This is a genomic window from Amycolatopsis sp. NPDC033938 (assembly GCF_055575975.1).
Genome location: NZ_JBVIRO010000027.1, coordinates 91108 through 101070 on the forward strand (window position 1 = coordinate 91108; position 9963 = coordinate 101070).

Here is a 9963-nt window from a genome sequence, read left to right on the forward strand (position 1 = left end):
GGCGTGGACGGTAGCGGGTTGGCAACTCTCAAGGCCATTCCCGGCCCCGGTGGTGTTTGGGTTTGGTTTTTTAAACCCAATGCCCCTCAGACGACCCACCCCGCCAACTCCTCACCGGCAGCCGCAAGTCAAGAGGCCCCTATGACCGACGTCACTTGCACGGTTCCATGCAGCCGGACCCGAAGACACTCGCAACTCTTGACTTAGTTAGGAAGCCTTCCTAACTTCAAAACATGTCTGAGACTCCCCTAAACCGCAGGTCTCAAGCCTATCGTCGACTAAGCCTCGCCGAGAAACACGACAACTTCGTCAACCGGTACTCGCGGCGGACCCTGTTCCGAGTGGGCGCGGTGGGCGGCGCCGCCCTCGCCGGCGGTGTCCTGCTGCCCGGCGCCGCCGCGGCCTCCCCCGGCCCGACCGTCCTGCTGAACGCCGAGAGAACCGCCGGTTCGGCGCTGCGGCCGTTCGGCAGGCACATCGCCTATGGGGCGGACCCGTCCCAGCAGGTCGTCGTCTCCTGGCAGGTGCCCGCGGCGGTGACCGCGCCGTTCGTCCGGATCGGCACGGTTCCCGGCGACTTCAGCCCGCCCATCGCGGCCGAGGTCCGCGCACTGACCAGCCAGATGTCCTGGCAGCACCCGGTCGAGGAGGTGCCGCCGAACAGTCCCAAATCGATCACCCAGTACTACCTTCACGCCCGGATCGACCGCCTGCTGCCCAACACCACGTACTACTACGTCGTCGGTCACGAGGGTTACGACCCCGCCGCCAGACTCGGCGAGATGGCGAGTTTCCGCACCGCGCCCGCGCCGGGCGGCGACGGCACGTTCACCTTCACCGCGTTCGGCGACCAGGGCGTCGGGTACAACGCCGTCGCGACCAGCAGCCTGATCGCGGGCCTCGACCCGGCCTTCCACCTCGCCATGGGTGACCTGAGCTACGCGCTCGAGGGCGAAGGCGGGCATCCGGAGGAAGACCAGTACGACGCGCGGTTGTGGGACTCCTTCTTCGTGCAGAACGAACCCGTCACGGCGGGGATCCCGTGGATGATGGCGCTCGGCAACCACGAGATGGAGGGCTGGTACTCGGCCGACGGTTACGGTGGCGTGCGTGCCCGGTTCACCATGCCGGACAACGCGTGGACGGGCTCCACGTGCATCTATTCGTGGCGCTACCAGAACGTCGGGATGATCAGCCTCGACGGCAACGACGTCTGCTACAACAGCCCGTCGAATCTGGACTACACCAAGGGAAAACAGCTCAAGTGGCTCGGGAAGACACTCGCCGCCTTCCGCGCCGACCCGACGATCGACTTCATCGTCGTCTACTGCCACCAGTGCACGTACTCCACCTGCCATTCCAACGGCGCCGAACTCGGCGCGCAGACGGACTGGGCGCCGCTGTTCGACAAGTACCAGGTGGACCTGGTGCTCAACGGGCACAACCACATCTACGAACGCACCGACCCGATCCGCGCCGGCAAGGCCGTCAAGAAGGTGCCCTCACGCGGGACCACCAACCCGGTCAAGGACGGCACCACCTACATCACCGCGGGCGGCGGTGGCGGCAGCGTCTCGGAGTTCCCCGCGCCCGACACCTATCTGGGCCACGAGACCAGCAACGACTCCCCCGTGCCGATGAAGTACTCGGAACGGGACGGGCACAGCCTGACGAAGAAGGTCACCTGGTCCCGCGTCCGCTTCCGCGGCTACAGCCTGGTCGCGGTCGACGTCATCGCGGGCACGGGCACCACCGGGCCCAAAATGGACGTCCGGGCGATCAGCGCGGACGGCACCCTGGTCGACCAGATCATCGTGCAGCGCACCTAGAGTACGACCTGATCGAGGCGGCGGCTCATCCCGGCCGCCGCCTCCCTGGTTCCTCCTCGGGAAAACCGGCAGCGTTCTCGACCGTCGTTCTGAAAGCGCTTACAAGAAGTTCGGCGAGGCAGGCCCGCGGGGCCGCGGAACCGGACCCTGTCTGAGTTCTCAGCGCGGCCAGCTGCTCGTCGGCCAGCGGTGCGGCCCGGTCGAGGAACTGCCCGAGGAACCGCAGTGCCGCGACCGGCGGCACCCCGGTCCCGATCAGGTCGGCGACAGCACGTCGCACGGAGGGGCGCACGACGGCGGGCCTCCCGTCGTCGTCCCGGCCCAGCACCCCGTGCCGCTCCAGGCAACGGGCGAGCGAAGGCTGGTCGCGGACGACGCCGTCCACCGCGGCGCCCAGCCGGTCGGCGCCGCCGTCCACTGTGGCCGGTCCCAGCATCGCGGCGATGGAGACCAGGTTGAAGCCCTGTTTCTGCAGTGTCGTGATGCGTCGGAGCCGCCGCAGATGAACAGGCCCGTAATAGGCGGATCTGCCGTGGCGGACCGGCGGTGGCAACAGCCCTCTCGTCTGATGCGCCCGGATATTGCGCGCGGACATGCCGACGATCGCGGAAAGTTCTTCGATCGTGTATCCGGCCGGTCTCGGCGAAAAGGGCTCCACGCCCACCAGCTTAGCCAATGGTCAGATGGGTAGCCCACGAAGCCGGTGCGATGACGACAGCACTGTCAACCGGCTGAATTGCCGGGTGACGATAAGTCCATCGGTTCACCACGCCGGACACAAGCCCCACGGGGAGGCTTGCATCTTTTCGTGCCAAGGAATGCCGGTTTTGAGGCGTTCTACACCATCCGACTACTCCAGTCAGGCGATCTTGATGGGCCAGGGAGTTTCCTGCCGTTTAAATGCAGCTGAGACATCAGATGTCTTACTCTGTCGACGCCCGCGGAGCGCCGCTGAACCCGATGGTTGGTCGTCAAAGTTTCAACCTTTTCCCAGGAGGTTTCATGTTCTGGAAACGGATCGCGGTCGCGGCCGTGGCCGCGACCGGTTTGGCCACGGGGCTGATGGTGTCGCATCAGGACACCACCGCCGCGATCGAACCCGCGGCCGCGAAGGTGCCCGCGTTCGACCACATCGTTCTCGTGATGTTCGAGAACAAGGACTACAAGGAGATCAACGGCAGCTCCAAGGCACCGTACTTCAACAAGCTCGCCGCGCAGGGCGCCAAGTTCACCAAGGCGTACGGGACGACACACCCGAGCCAGCCGAACTACATCGCCCAGTTCGCGGGTTCGACGCACGGTGTCGACAGCAACAAATGCCAGGATCTGGGGAACAAGGAGAACATCGCCTCCCAGCTGGCCGGGATCGGCAAGACGTTCACCGGATACGCGGAAAGCATGCCCTCCGACGGCTACACCGGCTGCACGAAGGGCAAATACGCGCGAAAGCACAACAGCTGGGTCAGCTTCAGCAACGTCCCGGCTTCGGCGAACAAACGGTTCTCGTCGTTCCCGAGCGACTTCACGAAGCTTCCCCACGTGGCTTTCGTGACCCCGGACCTGTGCAGCGACATGCACGACTGCGCGGTCGACACCGGCGACAAATGGCTGAAGAACAACCTCGACGCCTATGCCCAGTGGGCGAAGACGCACAACAGTCTCCTGATCGTCAATTTCGACGAGGACAGCGGGACTTCGGTGAACCAGATCTTCACCACTTTCGTCGGCGCCCACGTGAAGCCGGGCAGTTACAGCGAATCCATCAACCACTACTCGATCCTCCGCACGATGGAGGCGTCGTTCGGCCTGCCGGGCATCGCCAACGCGGCGAACAAGTCGCCGATCACGAGCGTGTGGCAGTAATCGGGTGAACCCGCGGGCGTGTCCACTGTGGACGCGCCCGCGGGCGGGGAAAGGTGGTCCAACGCGTGTACCTGTCCACGATCGGCCGCCGGGAGCATCCCGGCGGCGTGTCCAAGAAGTCGTTCGCCCTGCTGGGCGGGAACGTCTTCGCCTTGGGCACCGTCAGCCTGGTCACGGACGTCTCGTCGGAGATGGTGACGGCCGTGCTGCCGGTGTACCTGGTACTGGGGCTGCACCTCGGCCCCGCGGCGTACGGGGTGGTGGACGGCCTCTACACCGGCGCCACCGCGTTGCTGCGCCTGGTCGGCGGCTACGTCGCGGACCGGGTACGGCGGCGCAAGACGGTCGCCGGGCTGGGCTACGCGATGTCGGCGGTGGCGAAACTGGGGCTGGTGGCGGCGGGGTCGTCGGCGGCGGCCATCGGCGTGGTACTGACCGCGGACCGCACCGGCAAAGGCCTGCGGACCGCGCCCCGCGACGCGCTGATCACGTTGTCGGCGCCCGAACACCTGCTGGGCCGCGCGTTCGGGGTGCACCGGGCGATGGACAGTGTCGGCGCGTTCCTCGGCCCGCTCGTCGCGGTCGCGGTACTGGCGGTGGTAGGTTCGTCCACCGGGGTCGAGGGATTCGACGCCGTCTTCGTGACCAGCTTCTGCATCGCCGCCTGCGGAGTGCTGCTCCTGGCGTTGTTCGTCCGCGATCATCGGGCGCCCAAACCGCCGTCGGGCACGGTGTCGTTGCGGGCGGCGGCCGGGCTCCTGCGGGCCGCCGGGGTGCGACGGCTGCTGATCGCCGCCTGCGTACTCGGTCTCGCCACCATCGGCGACGGCTTCGTTTACCTCGTGCTGCAGGACAAGGAGGACATCGCCACCGGCTGGTTCCCGCTGCTCGCGGTGGGGACCAACCTGGGTTACCTGCTGCTGGCCGCCCCGCTCGGCGCGCTGGCCGACCGGATCGGCAGGCTGCCGGTGATGCTCGCCGGTTACGGGGCGTTGGTCGCGGTCTACCTGCTGCTGCTCAGCCCGCTGACCGGATGGGCGCTGTTCGCGCTCACCCTCGGCCTGTACGGCGTGTTCTACGCGGCGACCGACGGCGTGCTGATGGCGCTGGCCGGGCCGTTGCTGCCCGAGGCGCTGCGCACCACCGGGATCGCGATCGTGCAGAGCGGGCAGGCGCTCGCCTACTTCGTCTCGTCCGTCCTTTTCGGACTTTCATGGCAGTTCTGGGGTGCGCCCACGGCGATCGCGATCGCCGCCGGGACGGTGCTCGTCGCCGTCGCCGCCACCTTCGTTCTCTTGGCTCCCCGCAGGAAGGCACGACCGTGAACACCCGCACCCGCGTCCTGATCGCCGTCGCCGGAGTACTCACGCTGGCCGCGGCCGCCGTGATCTACGTCGGGGTGGCGGGAGCGCGCAATCAGGACACCGCGTCGGCGGGCACCAGCGGTGCCGTCACCCTCGACGGGCAGCGGTTGCTGTTCCGCAGCACCGCCGACGCCGACCGCGGTCACGTGTCCAGTGTCCCGGCGGCCGATCCGGGCGGCGCGCGGGCGGTCTCGGACGTGAGCTGCAGCCGCGTCTACGCGGCGGGCGGGACCGGGATCTGCCTGCGCCCGGAGGCCGGGCTGACCACCTACCAGCTCGCCGTGCTCGACAACCGTCTCGCCGTCACACAGGAGATCCCGTTGGTGGGGTTGCCCAACCGGGCGCGCGTCTCGCCCGACGGACGGCGTCTCGCGTGGACCGTGTTCGTCACCGGCGACTCCTACAACGGCGGCCGGTTCTCCACCCGCGCCGGCACCCTCGACCTCACCACCGACAACGTCGAAGGCACGCTCGAGGACTTCGCCGTGACCGTGGACGGCAAGCCGTACAAGGCGGCCGACTTCAACTTCTGGGGTGTCACCTTCGCCAGGCAGCCGAACCGGTTCTACGCCACCATGTCCACCGGCCCGCACCGCTACCTCGTCGAAGGCGATTCCGCCGCCCGCACGATCCGGACGCTGCGGGACAACGTCGAATGCCCGTCGCTGTCCCCCGACGAGACCCGCATCGCCTACAAGGCCGTCATCGACGGCGATCCCGCCAAGGGCTGGCGGGTCTCGGTGCTCGACCTCGCGAGCGGCAGGGTGACACCGCTGGCCGAGACCCGGAACGTCGACGACCAGCCCGCCTGGCTCGACGACCGCACCGTCGCCTACGCCCTCCCCCGCACGCAAGGACATTCCGACGTCTGGGCCGTGTCCGCCGACGGCTCGGGGACGCCGCGGCTGCTCATCCCGGACGCCGAATCGCCCGCCGCGCTGCCATAGTCAGGAGCAAGGCGAAGGTGCGTGCCCGGGCGCGATGGTGCCTTGGTGACGTGACACCGCACTCGCGTGCCTGAAGCCAGATCTCGCGTGTCCAAGCACGCGAGTTACGCCTTCGCTCTGCCCGCCACCCCGGCAGCCCCCGATCACGCCAGGTTGGCCTACCGGTGCGGTCGGGTGGGGAGGATTCCGGCCGTTGATCAAGGGCGAGCCGAGGTAGGGCAGGCCTGATTCTGGACACCGCGGGGCTACAGGTGCGGTTTCGCAGGAATGTCGTGAGTGGCGATTCGGGTGAGGGCCACTTGTGTCTTAGGTACCTACCTCGGGCGACACGCGTGATCCGACGGAGAGCACGCGTGAGTGAACGGAGAACACACGTGTCGAAACCTGCCCCTCCCGCGTGTCATCCATCCAGTCACACGTGTCCTCCGTCTGATCACACGCGCCATCCATCCAGCCACGCGAAACCGTGCAAGATGCCCAAATCGGGCATTTTTGTCTCGAAAAGTGTCCCTTATGGACAGTCCGGACCCGGGTGAGGCCCCTTGTGTGGGCCCGCTCCCGCCGTGTCCACCACGACGCGTTCGTCTTGTCCCCCTATAGAGGTGCAGCCGACCAGCACTTATGCGACTCTGCCGGAACCCTGACGCTCAAGGGAGGGAAGGGGGCCTTCACGGACCTTCGTGATCTCCAGCTCATAGGATCGACTCCGCCATGATCACGAACTTCCTGCTCGACCACTCCGCCCTCGTGCCGGTGGCGATCCTGCTGGTCGCGCTCGTCTGCGCCGTCCTGGGTCACCTGTTCGCGGGCAGACCGCGGATCCTGTGGGCCCTCTTCGGGGTGTCGCTGATACCGGTCTTCGCGCTGACGCTGGTGCCCACCGCGCACACGATCGACGAGATCCTCTGCACGGTCCAGTTCTCCCTGCCCACCCTCGGCACGGTGGAGCTCCTGGCCAACGTCGTCCTGTTCCTGCCTCCGGTGTACTTCGCCACGCTGGCGACCAAGCGACCGCTGACCATGCTCGCGGCGGGTTCGGGGCTGTCCGCCGTGATCGAGGCACTGCAGGCGTTCATCCCCGCCATCGGCCGCGCCTGCGACACCAACGACTGGCTGATGAACACCATCGGCGCGGTCTTGGGCACGCTCCTGGCGCTCGGCACGGCGTGGCTGGTGAAGCGCCGTGCTCAGTCCGGCAGTTCGATGGGCGCGATGTCGTCGTAGACGTCGCCCGGTCCCGGATTCGCCGGATCCGTCTCGCCGCCGAAATGGTGCAGCACGCCCCACACCGCGTTGAGCGCCGTCTGCACCGCGCCTTCCGCCCAGCCCGCCGTCCACGAAACGTCGTCACCGGCCAGGAAGAGACCGCGATGACGCTCCTCCAGCCTGTCCTGCATGAATTGCGTGAACAGCCGGTGCTGGTAGCGGTAGTGGCCGGGCAGGTTGGCCTTGAACGCGCCCATGAAATGCGGTTCGGCCTCCCAGGACACCGTCACCGGGTCACCGATGATGTGCCGCCGGACGTCGACGCCGGGGTAGATCTCCCGCAGGGACTGCAACATCACCTCGACCCGTTCGGAGACCGAAAGCGGCAGCCACTTCAGCGAATCGTCGGCCCACGTGTAGGACAGGCAGATCACCGCGGGCGAGTCCGGATCGTCGCCGAGCAGGTAGGTGCCGCGCGGCATGCGGTCGGTGAGCGTCATGCTCATCGTGTCGCGGCCGGTCCCGGGATCCTTGTCCAGCCAGAACGGCCGGTCCACCGGGACGAAGACCTTCGAGGACTCCATGTAGTGCGTGCGCTCGATCGCCGTCCAGTGGTCGATCGGGAACAGCGCCTCGTCGCATTCGATCTTCGACAGCAGCATCCAGCTCTGCGCGGTGAACACCGCCGCGGGATAGGTGCGGATCCGGCCCTCGGTGTCGGTCACGGTGATGTTGTTCGGCGCGGTGCGGTGCAGCCGGGCGACGCCGGGGTTCGGGCTTCCGCCGTGCAGCGTGCGCAAACTCGTCCCGGCGGGCCAGAACGCGAGGTCCTCCGGCGCGTGTTCCCACAGCCGCAGGGGAAGCTGCCTGCTCCCGCCGGTGATGCTGCGGTGCTCGTCGTCCGCACCGGTGTAGACGACCCGCAGGATCTCCAGGATGGAGTTCGGGAAGTCGGTGTCCCAGCCACCGGTGCCGAAGCCGACCTGCCCGAAGATCTCGCGGTCACGGAACGAGGCGAACGCGGGCGAGTCGCAGAGAAAACCGTAGAACGTCTGGTTGTCCAGGCGCGGTACGAGTTCGTTCCACAGCCGCTTGATCGTCTTCGTGTCGCGGTCGCGGATGGCGGTCTGCATCTCGGCGAACGTGGCCTGCTCGTTCAGCGTGCTGTCCCAGGCGGCCGCGACCTTGCCGAAGACCGCGGGGAGTTCGTCCGCGGTGCGGGCGTAGTGGCTCTCCCCCTTGAGGTCGACGACGGTGCTCGGCGTTCCCGGCGCCAGCGGGTTCGGGAACGGTGTCGTCTCCAGGCCGACCTTGTCGATGTAGTGGAAGAGCGCGGTGGACGCTGGCGGGAAGCGCATCGCGCCCATCTCCGCGACGACGTCTTCCGGGCAGCCGGGGAAGTTCACGGTGCGCAGGCGGCCGCCGATCTCGGCGATCTCGTAGACGACCGGGCGCAGGCCCAGTTTCATCAGTTCGTAGGCGGTGACGATGCCCGAGAGCCCGCCGCCGATCACCGCGACCTCGGTGCCGTGCCGCTCGGCCGGGAGCGTGCCCAGCCCGGCCGGATGGGCGAGGAAATCGTCGTAGGCGAACGGGAAATCGGGGCCGAACATGGTGATCGGCCGTCCCGTGGTTTCGTCGTGGTGGATCGCGGTCGGGAGGGCGGAGGTCATGCGGAAAGTCCTCGGTACAGCTCGGGCCGTCGGTCGGCCAGGTGGGTGTTCTCTTCGCGTGACGCGAGGAGCGCGTCACGGGTGACTTCGGCGCTGATCAGCTCGGCGCCGCCGCCCGCCCGAGCGAGCACTTCGCCGGTCGGGGCGACGACGCAGGAGCGTCCGCAGTAGGTCAGTTCCTGTTCGGTGTCGCAGCGGTTCGCGTAGGCGACGAACAGCTGGCTTTCGTAGGCCCGCGCGGGTATCAGCGTGTCGGCGACCAGCTCGTACGGGCTCATCAGCGCGGTCGGCACCACGAGCAGTTCGGTCCCGGCCAGCGCGTGCGCCCGCACCAGTTCGGGGAATTCGACGTCGTAGCAGATCAGCAGCCCGACCAGGACGCCGTCGAGATCGGCCTGCACGACCGCCTCGGTGCCCGGCGCGAACCACGACCGGTCGATGTCGCCGAACAGATGTGTCTTGCGATAGTTCGCCAGGCGCCGTCCGGTCGCGTCGATCAGCTGGACGCTGTTGTGGACGTGGCCGCCGTCGGACTCGGGATATCCGTAGGCGAGCGCGACGCCGGTTTCCCTCGCCAGCGTGGACATGCGGGCCGAGGTGGGGCCGTCAGCCGGTTCGGCGAGTTCATGGGAACGGGCGCCGATGTGGTAGCCGGTGGTGATCATTTCGGCGGCGATCACGAGATCTGCCCCGGACGCCGCGACCGCACCGGGCAGTTCGACGTAGGGGCCTTGGTGGACGGCGACCTTCATACCGGCGACGATATCCGCCGTTTCACTGCGTCGATAAGGCCAGATCGTTGCGTATACCTCTCATTGAGCATCGCTTTACTGCACACCTGTGCAATTCTGTGGCGATCTGTTGCGTGGATCACCGCTTGCTCGCCCCGCTGCAGCACATGAAGGCCCCCTTCCTTGCGCCAGGCGCAGGGCTACAGGTGCGGTTTCGGAGGAATGGCGTGAGTGGCGATTCGGGTGAGGGCCACTTGTGTCTTAGGTACCTACCATCGGGCGACACGCGTGATCCGACGGAGAGCACGCGTGAGTGAACGGAGAACACACGTGTCGAAACCTGCCGCTCC

At 67.4% G+C, this 9963-nt stretch carries 8 protein-coding genes; 5 read left to right on the top strand and 3 right to left on the bottom strand.

All coding sequences use genetic code 11. From position 1 onward, the window contains the following. Positions 1-341: 341 nt before the first annotated feature. A complete protein-coding gene (locus ACZ5ZX_RS38750; RefSeq protein ID WP_465506968.1) occupies positions 342-1829 on the top strand; it encodes a purple acid phosphatase family protein in 1488 nt (495 codons plus the stop codon). Between the two features lie 25 nt (positions 1830-1854). On the opposite strand, the gene ACZ5ZX_RS38755 is transcribed toward ACZ5ZX_RS38750, so the two are convergent. Next, positions 1855-2487, bottom strand: a complete 633-nt coding sequence (locus ACZ5ZX_RS38755; protein WP_465506969.1) for a MerR family transcriptional regulator — start codon at positions 2485-2487, stop codon at positions 1855-1857. A 344-nt stretch (positions 2488-2831) separates the two neighbouring features. Here ACZ5ZX_RS38755 and ACZ5ZX_RS38760 point away from each other — a divergent pair, with 344 nt between their 5' ends. The 4 genes from ACZ5ZX_RS38760 (at position 2832) to ACZ5ZX_RS38775 (ending at position 7227) form a co-directional block, all read left to right on the top strand. After that, the gene (locus ACZ5ZX_RS38760; protein ID WP_465506970.1) at positions 2832-3692 is read left to right on the top strand and encodes an alkaline phosphatase family protein; all 861 of its coding nucleotides are present in this window, start codon (positions 2832-2834) and stop codon (positions 3690-3692) included. A gap of 65 nt (positions 3693-3757) precedes the next feature. Further along, complete coding sequence (locus ACZ5ZX_RS38765; RefSeq protein WP_465506971.1) at positions 3758-5017, top strand: MFS transporter; 1260 nt, start codon at positions 3758-3760, stop codon at positions 5015-5017. Continuing rightward, a complete protein-coding gene (locus ACZ5ZX_RS38770; protein ID WP_465506972.1) occupies positions 5014-6003 on the top strand; it encodes a hypothetical protein in 990 nt (329 codons plus the stop codon). The genes ACZ5ZX_RS38765 and ACZ5ZX_RS38770 overlap by 4 nt, the downstream gene beginning before the upstream one ends. A gap of 711 nt (positions 6004-6714) precedes the next feature. Beyond that, the gene (locus ACZ5ZX_RS38775; protein WP_465506973.1) at positions 6715-7227 is read left to right on the top strand and encodes a VanZ family protein; all 513 of its coding nucleotides are present in this window, start codon (positions 6715-6717) and stop codon (positions 7225-7227) included. On the opposite strand, the gene ACZ5ZX_RS38780 is transcribed toward ACZ5ZX_RS38775, so the two are convergent. Continuing rightward, complete coding sequence (locus tag ACZ5ZX_RS38780) at positions 7191-8882, bottom strand: flavin monoamine oxidase family protein (RefSeq protein ID WP_465506974.1); 1692 nt, start codon at positions 8880-8882, stop codon at positions 7191-7193. The two genes, ACZ5ZX_RS38775 and ACZ5ZX_RS38780, sit on opposite strands and share 37 nt — an antisense overlap. Continuing rightward, positions 8879-9634, bottom strand: a complete 756-nt coding sequence (locus tag ACZ5ZX_RS38785) for a carbon-nitrogen hydrolase family protein (RefSeq protein ID WP_465506975.1) — start codon at positions 9632-9634, stop codon at positions 8879-8881. The genes ACZ5ZX_RS38780 and ACZ5ZX_RS38785 overlap by 4 nt, the downstream gene beginning before the upstream one ends. Positions 9635-9963: the final 329 nt, after the last annotated feature.

Bases quoted from the DNA above. Each gene is read 5' to 3' on its own strand.
- ACZ5ZX_RS38760 (WP_465506970.1), top strand. From the start codon at position 2,832: ATGTTCTGGAAACGGATCGCGGTCGCGGCCGTGGCCGCGACCGGTTTG.
- ACZ5ZX_RS38785 (WP_465506975.1), bottom strand. From the start codon at position 9,634: ATGAAGGTCGCCGTCCACCAAGGCCCCTACGTCGAACTGCCCGGTGCG.
- ACZ5ZX_RS38780 (WP_465506974.1), bottom strand. From the start codon at position 8,882: ATGACCTCCGCCCTCCCGACCGCGATCCACCACGACGAAACCACGGGA.
- ACZ5ZX_RS38775 (WP_465506973.1), top strand. From the start codon at position 6,715: ATGATCACGAACTTCCTGCTCGACCACTCCGCCCTCGTGCCGGTGGCG.